This window comes from Janthinobacterium sp. PSPC3-1 (assembly GCF_049896105.1).
Classification (GTDB): domain Bacteria; phylum Pseudomonadota; class Gammaproteobacteria; order Burkholderiales; family Burkholderiaceae_D; genus Janthinobacterium.
This window is the reverse complement of the sequence record NZ_JAFCTQ010000051.1, coordinates 20,499-35,414: the sequence shown is the minus strand read 5'-3', so window position 1 is coordinate 35,414 and position 14,916 is coordinate 20,499. Positions and strand designations below refer to the sequence as shown.

Genomic DNA, 14,916 nt, shown 5'->3' with positions numbered 1-14,916 from the left:
GAATTCGTTCGCGGTTTGCTGCAAAGTCAGTCCCTGACTCAATCGAACTATCGCTTGGGCACGTATCCGTACACGTGGATGCTGATGAAAAACACCCATGTCGCGCAATGTTTGCTGTTCAGCCTGTTGTAGTATCAGTAGTTTCATCACATCAACTCCTGCGTCGTTGCCTATTAGGCTTTGACAGCAAAAATTGACGAATTACTTAGCGCAAATATCGCGTTTGAGCTGCCGCTTTTGCCCATTGACACTTGGCCAACTGATTTTTCATGATGTTTATTTTCGATACCAACGTGGTGCCCGAACTGCGCAAGGTGCGTTTGTTGGTGCCGCTGTCGAATTGATCCAGGCTACCGATTTCAACTGACACAACTCAATATCCTTGAAATCGTCACTAATCGCAGGTTTTCTGATTATTGACGTGGCTCACTAAAATCGGCAACTTGGGTCAAAAATTCGTCGGCACCAATACCCTATAACAAAGAAAAATAATATATCATTTAGAAATTTTCTGGTTCCCCTTGAAATTCTCGGGCATCTGTTTTATGATGAGCATCTTCTGAGCGCGGTCTTGTTGCAAAACGATCATACTCCGCACCTCCTCGGTACACGACCGAACATCATATGGCACTGCAGAATTCATCTCACGCATTATCTGTTGCTCCATCTCTTTGGCAGAAGTAAAAATCGCCTTGAGACCAAGATCATATTCATAGCGGTAAGCCATGTATTTTTTATTCTCGCCGATGTATGAATCAGCAAAATCTGCCGGACCGCATTGCCGCGCGCGAGCCCTGTAACTTGCTTCAGATGTGATGTCAGCACGGATATCACGGTCGCGCTTTACCAATTGATAGTTTTCTTTGTCTTGGGCGGCCCTCACCCTTGCTTCTTCCTTGACTCGGGCAGCCACAGCCTTTGTATGCGACGCTTCCTGCGCAGCATCTTTGGCTCGCCCTTCTGCCATACCAAGTACCTTCTCTTGCAAGTCCGAGCCTGCCACGACCGCTGCCATCTCAGTCCATTTGACACTGCCAAGGGAAGCAGCGAACACTGTCGTACATACCGTGTATTTCACTTTTTTTAACTCGACGGACAAGAAATCTGGAGGGCAAATTACCGTTTGATACTTGTCAGGTACAATGACATCGTCGCCACGCGCCGTAACGAAATCTGGCTTGATCTGCATTTTCTCCGCATCTATTACAAATAACTCTTGGCGCTCGTTGGTTCGCCGGAATCGCTTGGTACTCACTTCACTGCTCCAGATGCCATTTGAATTGGTCAACCGCGCGTAGTAATTCTGGTTGCTCATGCGCGGATCAGCAGTCATTAGCTGGAATTTTCCTGCCTCGACGTGATCTTGTTGAAGTTCCTTTTTATAGCTTGCATACCGCTCTGAAGTGGTACATCCGCCAAGGAGTCCAACAACAAGTACTCCGACCAGTAATCCTTTTTTCGATTGCGATAAACTCATGTTTTGATCCTCGGGTAATTAAATATTGCCAACATTCTGACAGCAATGGATTGAGAAATGAAGGGCAGAAAACGAAAGAAATTAAACGGCGCCGGCGCATACCATAAATTCAAGGAAAAAGTCCGCGAGGGGACCGTTCCACCACGAATACCACTACCGGGCACGCGGCCGAAGAAAGTGTCAGACTATTTGAAACAGTTTTTTCCAATAGTTTGGATAGAGTTTTTGGCGTAACGTCGTCTCCTGACATGGATTTTGGCGCGCAAGTAATGTATCAAGTGCCCCGTCATGGCGACCGCGTCCTACGGCTTGTGCGGCTTCAGATATCGCACATAGGCCAGTGTCTTCCATAAAAAAAGCGGTTCGACCTGCGTGCGCAGCAGCATGATTATCTTAGGCGGTTACGAACACTACGCGCGTGCTCGCGCTCAGCGCATGCGCCACTTGCAGCTCCGTCATGCCAGGCATGCGGATATCGAGGGAGGCGATGTTGGGTCGCAGCACATGCAGGCGGTACTGATGCGGCATTTCCCCAAAGGCAATATTGTATAAATGACATGATAGCGCTGGCCAGGCGTCTATCGGCGCGACGTCGATACCAGCACATAAGCGCCAGGGCGCATGCCCGTCGCACGTACTTCCCAGTTCGCGCCAGCATCGACCAGGCTGGCCGCCGCGCATTCCCACTGCGTTTTTTGTGGCGCCAGGTAGCACAGCGATGGCGCTTGCAGATTGCCGAAACCAACCTTGTCGAGCACAAAAAACAGCGCGCCCGCCTTGGGCGCGAAATTGCTGACGAACTCGAAGCCGTCGATCACGTGGCCCGGCAATTGCGCCATCGGCAAACTGCCATGCCAATAGGTCGTCCAGCCTTGCGCCGTAGTATAGACATTGCGCAGCTTCGACAGATGCACGACGCACGCAACAGATTGGGCGGCGAATGCTGTGGGAATGACGGCGCCCATGACCCACTCCGGCCTGGTTGCGCCACGCCCGACTTGCGGCCCGTCGCCGCCCCTGTAGTCGCTGATATTGATTTTCAGGGAGATGCCGTCGTCGAATGCCTCGCTGCTGCCCGCCGCCGAAATAATGGAACTGGCCGAATACATCAAGCGGTCCAGCGTGGTGGTAGTGACACTCCAGCCGTCGGGGGCGCCAGCGCTGGCGGGCGCCTTGATGCCGCAATAACCGGCGATGGCCTGGTATTGGCTGGCATCGGCCGGCGCGCTCGCGGGTTTGCCGCCGCCGGCGGCGCCGCCGCACGCACTCAGCGCCAGCATGGACACCATGATGGCAATGCTGATCGAAAGAAAAGAAGCGATGGTGGTTTTCATGCGTGGCTGCCTCGATGGAGTGGATCAGGACCCCGATTCTGGCTGCCGCCGTGCTTGCCCGCAGCCCACTTGCGACGAACGGCGGGAAACATGCGAGGAACGCCGCCGCGCGTCCGACGAATGACTGAAAACCATTGCCATCGAGCACTGTTGCAAATGCTATACTTGTATTCACCTCTTGATGCCTGTGGACTCCGCCAGCAATGCTCTCCCCTTTTTCGCCACTGTCCAGTCGCATCGCCGCCGGCAAGCGGTGACCGAACGCATCCGGCTGGCGGCCGAGCAATGCATGCTGCGAAACGACGAGCGGCCATACCGCGATACGGCAAGCTGGCGCGCGGCGCTGCGCGAAAAACTGTGGCAGCGCACGCAAATGGAGGCCGAAACGCTGCGCCTGCGGGCCTGCATGACCCAAGCGCCCCATAGCGACGCGTTGAAACGCTGTATCGGCGTTGACGGCGATCGTGCGCTGTCCCCCGAAGCGTGGTAACGCTGGCTGACCATTTATGAAAACCGCAATCGCCCATGATTTCCCGCCATTCCCTGAACCGCCGCCGCCTGCTGCAGGCGACGCTGTCCCTCCTCGCCACACCATGCGCAAGTGCCGCGCAAAATGAGACACCCCCCGCGCCTGATTTGAATCTTTTTTCAACATTGAACGCAAATGTGCGCGCCGCCAGTATGCTATTGCTTCAAAACAACTTTCTCGCGGCCCATGCGCTGCTGTCCAAACCGTTCGCGGAGGTGGAGTCGGACCCTGCGCGACGCTGGCCATGGCGTCTTTATGTATTGCCAGTGTATGGATTTGCCGAATTGGGCCTGGGCCGTACGCAAGGCGCGGTCGATGCGCTGAACTTGGCGATACAAGCCCAGGATCGCATCATGGCCGAAAATGTGCAGCCTTTTGCCAAGATGCCTGTCTCCTTGGAAACGGCGATAGGATTGCAGCTGCTCAAAGTGGAATATGGCCGCCAGATGCTGACGTCCATCGGCGCACCGACCGCGCTTCGCACCGTCGGGGAGCTGCCCTACGACACCGCCTATGACACGGCCGAGATATGGTTCACTATGGCGCGCGCGCTGCACGCCAATCGCAACATTGAAGAACTGGCGCGCTTTTACCGCCAGCGTATCGCCCCCATGCAGGCCGGCCGGGACGACTTGCCAGCCATCGTGGCGCAGGAATACCGCCATTTCAAGATCGGGCTGCTGCTGTGGCAGGCCGGCCAGCACGGCACGGCCGCCGAGGCATTGACGGCGGCGCTGAACATGAACAGCGCGCGCTTTTCCCATATCGACCGCAGCAGCGCCACCATGGAGGGTATCTGGTCGTCGTTCGCCATGCGCCGCACCATTATCTCGGCGCAGCTGGAACAAGCGCGCCAGCGTGATGCGCTCGACATTGACGCAAACTCCCTGTTGCAAAAGCTGATCCTCGCCAAAGGCGGGGCCGCGCGCTACCAGGCAACGCTGATGCGCAAGCTCGACGCCAGCACCGATATGGTGCTGCGCGAGCACCGCATGCAGATGCGGCAACTGGAAGACCAGATCGCCGCACTGCCACAGACGATGACGGATGCCAGCGCCTTCATGCAGCTTGCCGCCATGCACGGCTTGCATGTCAGCCAAGTCTCGGCCGCGTTGCATGGCGGGCGGGCCCTGCCGGATCAAGCCGACCTCGACCTGGCCGCGCTGCAACAGCGCCTGGACAAGAGCGTGGCGATCGGATTTTTTGTCTATGCGCCGCCATTGGCCGCCGCTTTCGGACCGGCTCCACCGCGTTACCTGCGTTATTGCGTCACCGCGTCGAGCGTCACGCTGCGCGACCTCGGGCCCCAACGGCCACTGGAACAGGCGGTACACCGCTACCGGGCAGAACTGATGAGCAATACCGCGCCCGGCAGCCAAGCCAGCGCTGCGTTGCTGGCGCGCCTGCTGCTGCAAGACTTGCCGGAAGAAGTGCTGGCAGCGTCCGAGTGGATACTCGATCCGGACGCCGCCCTGCACCTGCTGCCCTTCGACGCGCTGCCCGATGCGCACGGCAAACCGCTGGCGATGACGCGCTCCTGCCGCCATGTCAGTTCACTGTTGCAATTGCTGAACCCGCCAGCGGCGACGCGCACCGGCACGGTGGGGCCGGCGTGCATCTTCGCCAATCCGGCATACGGCGCTGGCCTGTCACAGCCGGCCACTGCCACCATGCGGTTTTCCGTGGCTGGCGATGACGCCACGACGACGCAACGCCTGGTCGCGGTCGCGGCGCTGCCCGACACCACGCGCGAAGCGGACGCGGTTGCCGCCAGCCTGCAAAAACTGGGTATCGCCGCGCAACGCTACGAGGGCGCCCAAGCCAGCGCATGCGCCCTGCAAGCCATCGTTTCGCCCATCGTGCTGCATGTCGCCGCGCACGCCTTCTTGGGGCAGGAGACAGCGGCCGCACCCGTCGAAGCGCAGGATGAGGGACAACAATTGACCGACATGCTGCTGCCCGGCCGGCGCGCCGGTCTGATGCTGTCACGCGCTGGCCAGGCGCACCTGATGCTGGCCAACGATATCGCCCGCTTGCCGCTGGACGGCACGCAGCTGGTGGTGCTGTCGGCTTGCAACACCGGCAATGGCGCGGTGCTGCCCGGCGAAGGCCTGGCCAGCCTGCGCCGGGCGGTGGAAATGGCCGGCGCGCACAGCTCCATCACCTCGTTGTGGAGTGTCCCCAGCGAAGCGAGCACGGAACTGATGCGTATCATGTACGGCCATATCAGCAATGGCATGGCACCTGGCACTGCGTTGCATCAAGCCAGGCAAGCGATGATCAGGCATGGCCGGCCGCCGCTGGACTGGGCCGGATTTGTATTTGCCGGCAACGATGCGCCATTGGCACCAAGACTTTGATACGGCCGGCCTAGGCTTCCTTGATAGCCCTGAGCAAATCGCGTTCTGCCAAATCAGACCGCTCGCGCTATTGAAAGCCGTATCCGTTACCTTCACGCTCGTCGCGCGCCGCGCCAGCGCGCCGCTGATTGCATTGTGGGTGGAAGACAACGGCCCCAGCGCGCCGTCCGGCGTGACGCGGGCGGTGCTAACACAAGGGCGTTGCTGAGCCGGGTGATAAAACTGGACATGTCGCCTTCGGCAATGGCCCTGTTGGCCGCGCTGGTGGCCGGCCCCAGGGCGCGCGTGGCGATATACCGCCCGAGGCTGCGGTAGCTGTCGAACTGGTTTTCATCAAACCACTGGTCGGCCGTCGACTCATGTGGAAACTCCGGATGAAGCTTGCTGTAATTGAAGACATCGGCGTTCTCGCCGCCGGTCAGCACCGGCTTCAGGTACAGCAGCACACCCTCCTGCTCGCCGCCGTCTGCCTGGTGATAACGAATGCGCCCCGTGACGTAACTGCTGCCCGCCGCCGCGCCGGCGCTCTTGCTCTGGATGCCGCTGATTTCAAGCGTGATGAGCACGTTGAAATCCGTCAGGCACTTGCGAATGGCATTGCCGAGATCGTCGAAACTGTGATTGTCGTCGCAACTCGCGTCGACCACCACGATCAACTGGCAGCGGCGGCGCACCAGTTCATACAGGCCCAGATTTTCGAAATGCCCTCCATCGGACAAATAGATGAATTTGGAACCGGCATTGGTCAGGCCGAACAGCTCTTTCACGATGCTGATCAGGCCGATTCCGGGAGAAGATTGTTGCCAGCTGCTTTTAGCCGGGTTCGGCGACCAGCGGCCCAGGCGCAGATTGAACAGGGTCATCAGGAAACTCAACGGCGGCGAAGAATGGTAGCCCATGTTCGGGCTGGCGGCGGCGCCCGACACGGCCACGGCGGTGCCCAGCTTGATGCCGCTGTCGAGATCATCGCCGATAAAAGTCTGCGATGCATACTGCAGGGTTGGCCGGAACCCGCTGCAGCCTGGCGCCGCGCCCGGCAATTCAAAGCCGCAGTAGCCGGGGCTGAAGAAAAAATTGGCGGCCTTGCGGGTTTGCCACGCCAGCTCCTGGCCCTGGACCAGATTGATGGCGGCGTTGAAGATGTGATAAGGCCTGGACACTGGCCCGGGCGGCTGGCCCGCCGCCGCGGACGCAGCAAGTGCCGCTTGCGGGTACAGCAGTTCATGCAGCGGCACATCGTCGAGCGGATCGAATCCGGTAAACGGATGCGGGGTACGGTCCTTGGTGGTAGCACCGAAATAGGCGCGCGCAAGCCGCAGGCGGTACATCATGTACAGTGAAAATTTATTGATATCGAGACGACAGCCGAGCAGCAGCGCCGACAGCAGGCACGCCACCATCATCAGCCCGATCCGGCACGGCGCGATCGCCTCATTCATATGTGCGTGGCGCCTGAAAAAAAGCGGCAATCTGTCCAGTTTATCGGCGGACGGCGAATCGCTAACATGCGGCAAGCCCTTCGCCGCCACCGCCATCAGGCCCATGGTCAGCAAGCCGACAAACAGGATGCTGAAGGCGTAGGGGGCAAGCTTGGCGACCAGTTCCAGCCGCCCCTTGTTGCCCGGGTCGCCAGTGGCCCTGCCACCACCGGAGCGCAGGCCAAGAAAGGTAATCAGGCTGGTGACCGCCGCGCTCAAGACAGCCGACGGAGTATAGCTGTCGAATGCCCACGCCAGCAGGGCCGGCAGGTAAAAAGTGGAGCCACAGACCAGCAGCCAGCCTGACGCCAGGATCATGGTCCAGGCGCCTTGCCTGGCCCACCATTCGCGGCTGGCATCACTATACAGGCGGCCAATCAAGCCGATCATCAGCGTCATGGTGATACCAAACAGAGCCAGCATGGCCGGCATGCCGAACGTCACCAGATGCACGCCCGACAGACGATCCATCTCATCGGCACCAAACATGGTGGCGGCCCAGATCATCAGCAGCGTGCCCGCCGCCAGCGCACCGATGGCGAAGGCAAGGTGACCCAATGCCTCGCTGGTCGTCTGCCACCAGCGCCGGCCAGGGGACAACGGGCTGGCCACTGCCCCGGTGGCGTCGGCCGCGCGATGGTTCAGATACTGGGCGGCGCCCCACCCTGCCGCCCAAACAAGGAAATAAACCGCTCCCGGCGCCAGCAGCCATGTGGCACGGTAACTGAATAACTGCAGGTTCTCCAGAAAGTCATTCATGTCGGAGTGATATGTGACAAAGGCGATACTGCCGAAGAATGCAGCGAGCAACAGCGGCGCGCACACCGTCCACAGTATCCAGCTCTGTTTTTGCATGCGCGCATATTTTTTGAGCGCCGGTCCTTTCAGTGAAAGATTGAGCGCCATGCTGGCCACGCTGAGCAGGAATATCGCCAGGCTGGCCAACAGCGGCCCTGTTCGCGGCGGCTCGCGCAGCCAGATGGCCGCCACCAAAAGGAAGCGCGGCGCCAGGAACAGGAGTGACATCGTGGTGACTAACATGGTCATGTTCAGCAGCGTGTTACGGACATAGGTGCCGATCAGGGTCCAGGTGTCCGCGCTGAACATGCCACTTTTGGGCGTCAGATAGTTGCTGTATTTGCGCAGGAATTGCACCTCCTTCGGCTCGGCTCTGGGAACCGGGCCATCGCCGCCGCTGCGCAACAGTTTTTCGACCTGTTCGACACCGCCTGCCGTAGTGTGTATCCATTTGCTCAGCCAGCCACCGATATAGCCGCCGCCGGACACCGTCGACAGATAATCGAATTTGCTGAGCAGGCCCAGGTCGGCCAGTGCCTGCAATACGCCCAGGTTGAACGTCGCGCTGCGAATGCCGCCACCGGACAAGGCCAGGCCGGCCAATTGTTGCCGTGCGGCCAAACCGTGCAAGTTGGTCAATTCTGGCGATGACGGCGTGCCTGCGCGTGCATTCGGGACAGGCGCCACGCGATCCGGCGCATCCGACGCGCCAGCCGTGCGCCTTGACTGCGGCGCCAGCATCGCCAACTCCCAAGCGAATACCTGCGCAAAGCTGAGTCCAGGTTGGTCTTTTTCTTGTTGCATGGCGGCTCCCTGGAGCAGCGCCGCCGCGCATGCAGGCTGGCTCCATCATGTGGACCGGGAGTAGTGACGCGTCCCGCTCACTCACCTTAGTACACGGCGGCAGGCGGGCAAAGCGGGGGATTGCCTGTTTTCTTGACTTGCCGCAGAGGATCCGTGGCGCGCCAAGCGCGGCCCTGAAAATGAAAAAACAAGGTGCTGGCGCCGTCGCTGCGTCCTTGGCGCACGCTGGCGCTCACTCTGTGTTTTACTGGCAACACCATTCAATGCCGGTCTCATGAAATGCGTCGTGACCAACGCCGTTTGCATGGCGACGAATCGGCGTTGGCTGCGATATATAGTTTTTTTCCAATACCGCGCCCCGATTCTTGCATTATTATACAAGATATGTTAAAGTTAACTATTATTTCTATATGGAAATTTCATATTGCGTCTGGCATTTGAAAACTACAAGGGTGACGCAGCATGGATATGGTCGTTTATATTTTTTTGGAATAGCAGTCGGTGGCATCTTGTTATTTAATTTTTACTGGTACAAGGCACACTATGGAAAATATCCGACCATCCATGTACTTGGGCTTCGAGGTGTGGCGGGCAGCAAAAAACTTCATTCCTGCAGAACCTGTGGCACCACGTTGTACAAAATCGCTCATTGAGGACTCAGGGAATCGAAAATTCGAGCCACTTTCATTTCACAATCTGCCGAAGAGTCTGGAACACGAATCGGCTACAACAGGCCAACGGCCATCTCCATCTTTCAAGGTGATTTAAATGCTTTTCCAAATATCAAAAACGCTGTTTGCCATCATCTTGTCACTTGCCATAACGGCTTGCTCCAAGGGTCTGGACAAGCCACTGGTGACGTCTGCTGGAATTGATGCTTATAAGGTATCTTTGGCTGAAGCAGCCAAGGGCATGGACAAAAGTCAGGCAGAAGCCTTCGACTGGGCGGTCTCCGATTTGTCGATTGATGCTTTAAATTCCCGTTACCCTGGAAAAACACCTCGTGAAATAATTCGTGGCGAAGTACAAGATATTCTTGGAAAAGCGCCAGCGCAAATTGTGGAACTGGAAAAACAGGCTTCGGTCTGGAATGCTGCGGCGCAGGAAATTCATAAGGTAACCAGTGAAGAAACAACGTTCACGCTCGCAAAAGATTTTTTTGGTCTGCAGCCACGTATCGAAACCACACTTCGCAACGGCAGCAAATATGGGTACAGCACTTTGAAATGGCGTGCCGAGCTTTATCTTGATGGCTCGGACAAACCGACTGCAGTGACCGAACAGCTTGATCTCTATAAAAATCAGGGAGGTTTTTCTTCAGGAGAAACCGTTCATCGCAAGTTCTCAGTGGGCTTTGTAACCGGTGATAACAATTGGACAACGCTGGAAATTCAGAATGCCAAACACCGTCTTGTCACGTTGGTTGTGATACCTGAGGGCGCCCAAGATTTTGGTGAACGTTTGATTGCAGGCGCATCGCCAGTGCCCAAACTGGAACAAATCAAGCAAACTCTTGAAATGGCAAAAAGCCTGAAAGATTTGTAAATAAGATTGATTGACGACATGTTTGTGAACTCAGGCGTTAGCCAGAACAACGTCTTCCAAATAGCCTGAGTTTCAGGGAAAAACCCGTTCAAACCGCCGACTCGGACCGCATCGGCATACAGCAGAAAAAGATGTATCGCCGTGCAGGCCCGGTTCAACAGGACGAAAATTTCTACAATTAAACCGCACCAAGCAGCAACGCCACGGCCTCCGCCGCAATCCCCTCTTCGCGCCCCAGGTAGCCCAGCTTTTCATTGGTCTTGGCCTTGATATTGACCTGCCCCACCGTCACGCCCAAATCCTCGGCCACGTTGGCGCACATGGCGCCGATATGGGGCGCCATTTTCGGGCGCTGGGCAATGATGGTGGCGTCGATATTGCCGATCACATAGCCGGCGGCACGCACGCGCGCGGCGGCTTCGCGCAGCAGGGTGCGCGAGTCGGCGCCCTTGAATTGCACATCGGTGTCGGGGAAGTGGCGGCCGATATCGCCCAGGGCCGCCGCACCGAAGATGGCGTCGGTGATCGCGTGCAGCAAGACATCGGCATCGGAGTGGCCCAGCAGGCCCAAGTGGTGCGGAATCTTCACGCCGCCAATGATCAGGTCGCGGTTTTCCACCAGCGCGTGGCAGTCATAGCCCTGGCCGATGCGGAACGGTAAAACGGGAGTGGTGGTGGTCGTCATGCGGTCTTTCTGTTCGGGGTTCAAGGATAGGCGAGATACATCTCGGCCGTCTGTATATCGCGCGGCAAGGTCACTTTCAGGTTGCGCGGATGGCCTTCGACCAGTTTCGGCGACAGGCCCAGCGCTTCGACGGCGGAAGCGTCGTCGGTAATCGCTTGCGGGTCGGGTGCTTCGGACAGGGCGCGGTGCAGCAGCGCATAGGAAAACATCTGCGGCGTCTGCGCCAGCCACAGGCCGTCGCGCGGCACGGTCGCGGCCACGACACCGCCCTGCCCTGCCCGCTTGACGGTGTCGACCACCGGCAAGGCCAGCAAGCCGCCGGCCGGATGCTCGCCCACTTCAGCGATCAGCTTTGCGATCAGCGCCGGCGTCAGGCCGGGCCGGGCCGCGTCGTGCACCAGTACCTGGTCAATGCCCTGTAGCACGTCTTGCAGCGCGTGCAGGCCGTTCAAAATGCTGTCCATGCGGGTGGCGCCGCCGCAGCGCAATACCGTCACGCCGTGCTCGGGGATCACCTCGTCGATCCAGCCATCATCAACGCTGACCACCACATAGGTGTGGGCGATCAGCGGGCTGGCCAAAAAGGCGTCGAGCGCGTGGCGCAGCATGGGCTTGCCGGCGATATTCAGGTATTGCTTGGGGCTGTTTGCTTCCATGCGCGCGCCCACGCCGGCGGCGGGGATCAGCGCGATATGGCGGGCGGTGTTGCGTTGCTCTGTCATTGCTGCCTTCTTTACTTGCCGGCCGGCGCCTTGCCGGCCAGGATATTCTGGATGTCGCCATTGCAGGCCTTGCCGAGACGCGCATATTCCTGCGGCGAATCAATGGCCGCCTGCAGGGTTTCCACCTTGCGCATTTCCGCCTTGATATAGGGCAGCCAGCCCGTGTCGATCTCGCGTGCCAGCGCCGCCTTGGCGGTGCCGCGCGGCGCATACAGGGGGCGCGCCTCGAACCGTTTGGCCAGCGCGGCGCGCACGGTTTTTTCCACGCGCGGCAGATGGTCCATATAGGTTTTCATGTGCCGCAGCTCGTGCCTGAGTATCTCATCATACGCGCAGGTACCGGGCGGAAATTCACGGCCGATATAGATGATCACGGGGGCGTACGTCAGGCTCACGCTGATCTGTGGCGCCACGCATTCGTAGCCGCTGGCCGGATCGAACAGCATCGGGCCGGCCAGCCCGATTTTCACCTGCGAATCGGTCTTGGTCAGGCCCAGCACGAAAGCATTGCTGCGCGCCACGCCCTTCATGGCGGTCAGCGCCCGGTACGGCAGATGGGTGTCGATGGAATAACCATTCTGCTGCGCCGTCAGCACGGACACGGTCTTGCTGATGGTGTCTTCGCAGCGGACCTGGAATGGCGTGCGCGCCGGCGCCTGCGCCAGCACGCTGCCGGAAGCGAGGGCCAGGATCAGGAAGACGGCGCCGCGCATGCCGGACCTCAGGCGGGCTGCCAGGCGCCGCTGGTGATTTTATCGAGCCAGAAGATGCCGATCACGGTCTTCACGTCGGTAATCGTGCCGTCGCGCACCCAGTCCAGCAATTGCGGCACGGTGGCCGTAAACGTTTCCAGGAATTCGCCTTCGTCGAGCTGGCGCTCGCCGGCCACCAGGCCGCGCGCCAGGAACAGTTCCAGGTGCTCGTCCGAATAGGCGATGGCGTTATGAATGGTCGTGACAAATTGCCAGTCGCTGGCCGTATAGCCGGTCTCTTCCAGCAGCTCGCGCTGGGCGCAGGCCAGGTGGGCTTCGCCCGCATCGATTTTACCGGCTGGAAATTCAATAAAGACCTGGTTCAGCGGATAGCGGAACTGGCGTTCCATCAGCACCGTGCCGTCGTCCAGCAGCGGCAGGATCACCACGGCGCCCGGGTGCAGGATATATTCGCGGTCGGCGATCTTGCCGTCAGGCAGGCTGACGCGGTCGCGCTGCACCTGCAGGAAGCCGCCCGTAAAAACGGTCTCGCCGTCCACTTTTGTTTCAGTCAGATGCTGGTCCATGATGTCCTTTTATTCAATAAAAAACGGCGCCAGAGGCGCCGCTTTCGGAGTGTGTTGCTAGCGGCGTTTGCGCAGGTAGCGCGCCACGAAGCCGGGGAAGGCCAGCACCAGGAACAGGCAGCCGGTGATGGCATAAAACTCCCAGGTTTGCGGGAAAGCATTGCCGAGGCGCGCCTCGAGCATGAAAGCCACGCTGCCGACGATGAAGTACAACACCACCATCTCCAGCAGGCGCAGCGCCAGCGGCTTGCGCCAGCTTTTGCCATCGACTGGCGCCGCGTGCTTCAAGGGCACGGCGGCAAACAGCTTGTCATTGAAGAACGGCAGGTTGGCCGCCAGGATGCCCATGGCGATTACCAGCCAGCTGGAAACCGTGGCGTCCATGTCTTACGACACCAGCGTTTTGGAAATGGCCGTAGCACAGGCAGCCAGAATGCTCTGTGGCAGCACGCCCAGTACCAGCACCATGGCGCCGTTGGCGGCCAGCACGATGCGCATGTCGCCATGCACCACCAGCGCGTGGCTGTCCGTCGGCTCGTCAAACCACATCATCTTCACGACACGCAGGTAGTAGAAAGCGCCGATCAACGAGAACAGCACGGCCACGATGGTCAGCCAGATCTGGCCGGTGCCCAGCACGGCGGCCAGTACCGAATACTTGGCCATGAAGCCCATCAGCGGCGGCACGCCGGCCAGCGAGAACATGAACAGGGTCATCACCAGCGCGAAGATCGGGCTGCGTTTGCCCAGGCCCTTGAAGTCGGCCAGTTCTTCCGCTTCAAAGCCGTTGCGGGCCAGCAGCATGATCACGCCGAAGGTACCGAGCGTGGTGAACACATAGGTGACGACGTAGTACATGGCCGCGCCGTAGGCGGTGGCCGCACCGGCGGCATTCAGGGTGTTGTCCGGACCGGCAACCGTGCCCGACAGCAGGCCCAGCAGCACGAAGCCCATCTGTGCGATCGTCGAGTAGGCCAGCATGCGCTTCAGGTTGGTCTGGGCGATGGCGGTGAAGTTACCGATCGCCAGCGACATCACGGCCAGGATCATCAGCATCTGTTGCCAGTCGCGTGCCATCGGCAGCAGGCCTTCGGCCAGCAAGCGCAGGCAGATGGCGAACGCGGCCAGTTTTGGCGCCGCGCCCAGCAGCAGGGTCACGGCCGTTGGCGAACCCTGATAGACGTCAGGCACCCACATGTGGAATGGCACGACGCCCAGTTTGAAGGCCAGGCCGGCAACCAGGAACACCAGGCCAAAGACCATGATGGTGCCGTTGGCTTTGCCCGATTCCAGCGCGGCGCGCACGGCGCCCAGGTCCAGCGTGCCGGTCGCGCCGTACAGCATCGAGATGCCGTACAACATGAAGCCGGAGGCCAGCGCGCCCAGGATGAAGTATTTCATGGCCGCTTCGGTGGCCTTGGCGTTATCACGGCGCAAGGCGATCAGTGCGTACAGCGACAGCGACATCAGTTCCAGACCCAGGTAGATGATCAGGAAGCTGTTGGCCGAGATCATGATCATCTGGCCCAGCAGTGCGAACAGGGCCAGCACGTAGAACTCGCCGCCCAGGTTACCCGACAGCATGGTGCGGTCGGTGGCATAGCTGCGCGAGTAGATCAGGGTCATGGCGACGGCGCCATACGAGAACAGTTTGAGCAACTGCGACATCGGGTCCGACACGAACATATTGTGGAACGTGTAGACGGTGGTGCCGGCGTTGAAGTCGCCCACGGTCAGCAAGGCGCAGCCGGCCAGGGTCAGCAGCGACAGCGCATAGGTGATCGAACGCTTCGCCGCAGGCAAGAACATATCGATCAGCAGGATCGCCGACGTGGCAATCAGCAGAAAGATTTCCGCGTACAGCGGTACCAGGTTAGGTGCATTAGTCATGTTATGGATCTTCTA

12 protein-coding genes are annotated in these 14,916 nt (G+C 59.3%); 3 read left to right on the top strand and 9 right to left on the bottom strand.

The genetic code is table 11. From position 1 onward, the window contains the following. Positions 1-496 precede the first annotated feature (496 nt). Positions 497-1,477: a hypothetical protein gene (locus ACP7B7_RS29090; RefSeq protein ID WP_426079012.1), complete on the bottom strand. Its 981-nt coding sequence runs from the start codon at positions 1,475-1,477 to the stop codon at positions 497-499. Between the two features lie 578 nt (positions 1,478-2,055). Continuing rightward, positions 2,056-2,811: a hypothetical protein gene (locus ACP7B7_RS29085; protein WP_426079011.1), complete on the bottom strand. Its 756-nt coding sequence runs from the start codon at positions 2,809-2,811 to the stop codon at positions 2,056-2,058. Positions 2,812-3,064: 253 nt separating this feature from the next. Between ACP7B7_RS29085 and ACP7B7_RS29080 the strand changes: the two genes are divergently transcribed. Next, entirely contained in the window at positions 3,065-3,301 is a 237-nt protein-coding gene (locus ACP7B7_RS29080) for a hypothetical protein (protein WP_426079010.1), read from the top strand. A gap of 392 nt (positions 3,302-3,693) precedes the next feature. Further along, complete coding sequence (locus ACP7B7_RS29075; RefSeq protein ID WP_426079009.1) at positions 3,694-5,700, top strand: CHAT domain-containing protein; 2,007 nt, start codon at positions 3,694-3,696, stop codon at positions 5,698-5,700. Positions 5,701-5,792: 92 nt separating this feature from the next. On the opposite strand, the gene ACP7B7_RS29070 is transcribed toward ACP7B7_RS29075, so the two are convergent. Further along, positions 5,793-8,780 carry a patatin-like phospholipase family protein gene (locus ACP7B7_RS29070; protein WP_426079008.1) on the bottom strand — a complete coding sequence of 996 codons (2,988 nt, stop codon included), beginning with the start codon at positions 8,778-8,780 and terminating at the stop codon, positions 5,793-5,795. 768 nt (positions 8,781-9,548) lie between these two features. On the opposite strand from ACP7B7_RS29070, the gene ACP7B7_RS29065 reads away from it, so the two are divergent. After that, on the top strand, positions 9,549-10,325 hold the full coding sequence (locus ACP7B7_RS29065) for a hypothetical protein (RefSeq protein ID WP_426079007.1): 777 nt from the start codon (positions 9,549-9,551) through the stop codon (positions 10,323-10,325). A gap of 178 nt (positions 10,326-10,503) precedes the next feature. Here ACP7B7_RS29065 and ispF read toward each other — a convergent pair whose 3' ends face one another. Genes ispF through nuoN form a run of 6 tightly spaced genes read right to left on the bottom strand, consistent with a single transcriptional unit; the run spans position 10,504 to position 14,901 of the window. After that, a complete protein-coding gene (gene ispF, locus ACP7B7_RS29060; RefSeq protein WP_426079006.1) occupies positions 10,504-11,010 on the bottom strand; it encodes a 2-C-methyl-D-erythritol 2,4-cyclodiphosphate synthase in 507 nt (168 codons plus the stop codon). 20 nt (positions 11,011-11,030) lie between these two features. Further along, on the bottom strand, positions 11,031-11,732 hold the full coding sequence (gene ispD / locus ACP7B7_RS29055; protein WP_426079005.1) for a 2-C-methyl-D-erythritol 4-phosphate cytidylyltransferase: 702 nt from the start codon (positions 11,730-11,732) through the stop codon (positions 11,031-11,033). An 11-nt stretch (positions 11,733-11,743) separates the two neighbouring features. Then, positions 11,744-12,445: a hypothetical protein gene (locus ACP7B7_RS29050; protein ID WP_426079004.1), complete on the bottom strand. Its 702-nt coding sequence runs from the start codon at positions 12,443-12,445 to the stop codon at positions 11,744-11,746. Positions 12,446-12,453: 8 nt separating this feature from the next. Continuing rightward, positions 12,454-13,011, bottom strand: a complete 558-nt coding sequence (locus ACP7B7_RS29045) for an NUDIX domain-containing protein (protein WP_426079003.1) — start codon at positions 13,009-13,011, stop codon at positions 12,454-12,456. Between the two features lie 57 nt (positions 13,012-13,068). Beyond that, positions 13,069-13,395, bottom strand: a complete 327-nt coding sequence (locus tag ACP7B7_RS29040) for a DUF2818 family protein (RefSeq protein WP_426079002.1) — start codon at positions 13,393-13,395, stop codon at positions 13,069-13,071. Between the two features lie 3 nt (positions 13,396-13,398). Continuing rightward, entirely contained in the window at positions 13,399-14,901 is a 1,503-nt protein-coding gene (nuoN, locus tag ACP7B7_RS29035) for an NADH-quinone oxidoreductase subunit NuoN (RefSeq protein WP_426079001.1), read from the bottom strand. Positions 14,902-14,916 lie beyond the last annotated feature (15 nt).

Excerpts from the sequence above, each read along its gene's own strand:
- ACP7B7_RS29090 (WP_426079012.1), bottom strand. The coding sequence starts at position 1,477 with ATGAGTTTATCGCAATCGAAAAAAGGATTACTGGTCGGAGTACTTGTT.
- ACP7B7_RS29085 (WP_426079011.1), bottom strand. The coding sequence starts at position 2,811 with ATGAAAACCACCATCGCTTCTTTTCTTTCGATCAGCATTGCCATCATG.
- ACP7B7_RS29075 (WP_426079009.1), top strand. The coding sequence starts at position 3,694 with ATGGCCGAAAATGTGCAGCCTTTTGCCAAGATGCCTGTCTCCTTGGAA.
- ACP7B7_RS29070 (WP_426079008.1), bottom strand. The coding sequence starts at position 8,780 with ATGCAACAAGAAAAAGACCAACCTGGACTCAGCTTTGCGCAGGTATTC.
- ACP7B7_RS29065 (WP_426079007.1), top strand. The coding sequence starts at position 9,549 with ATGCTTTTCCAAATATCAAAAACGCTGTTTGCCATCATCTTGTCACTT.
- ispF (WP_426079006.1), bottom strand. The coding sequence starts at position 11,010 with ATGACGACCACCACCACTCCCGTTTTACCGTTCCGCATCGGCCAGGGC.
- ispD (WP_426079005.1), bottom strand. The coding sequence starts at position 11,732 with ATGACAGAGCAACGCAACACCGCCCGCCATATCGCGCTGATCCCCGCC.
- ACP7B7_RS29050 (WP_426079004.1), bottom strand. The coding sequence starts at position 12,445 with ATGCGCGGCGCCGTCTTCCTGATCCTGGCCCTCGCTTCCGGCAGCGTG.
- ACP7B7_RS29045 (WP_426079003.1), bottom strand. The coding sequence starts at position 13,011 with ATGGACCAGCATCTGACTGAAACAAAAGTGGACGGCGAGACCGTTTTT.
- ACP7B7_RS29040 (WP_426079002.1), bottom strand. The coding sequence starts at position 13,395 with ATGGACGCCACGGTTTCCAGCTGGCTGGTAATCGCCATGGGCATCCTG.
- nuoN (WP_426079001.1), bottom strand. The coding sequence starts at position 14,901 with ATGACTAATGCACCTAACCTGGTACCGCTGTACGCGGAAATCTTTCTG.